Source organism: Pseudomonas sp. HY13-MNA-CIBAN-0226, assembly GCF_040310305.1.
Classification (GTDB): domain Bacteria; phylum Pseudomonadota; class Gammaproteobacteria; order Pseudomonadales; family Pseudomonadaceae; genus Aquipseudomonas; species Aquipseudomonas gregormendelii.
Genome location: NZ_JBEOPS010000705.1, coordinates 1 through 230 on the forward strand (window position 1 = coordinate 1; position 230 = coordinate 230).

Annotated in this window: 1 pseudogene; it reads left to right on the forward strand. The window is 38.7% G+C overall.

The features are described from left to right. Positions 1-230, forward strand: a pseudogene (locus tag AAEZ05_RS30520) (DMT family transporter); the annotation flags it as partial.

The window sequence follows — 230 nt, forward strand, 5'->3', positions numbered from 1 at the left end:
TTATAAAGACAGATTAACCTTTCCAATTATAGCGGTATCTATGTTAGGTTTTGCTGGTATCCTCGTTATCGTACAACCAAAACAGATCAATTCAGGGGCAGTTTTTGCGCTTATAGTAGCGGTAACCATGGCGATAAACAATCTCTTAGTTCGTAAACTTCCACAAAATCATTCTGTCTATCAAACGCTACTTTTGACCAATTTATTAGGAATCCCGTTCGCGCTTGGGT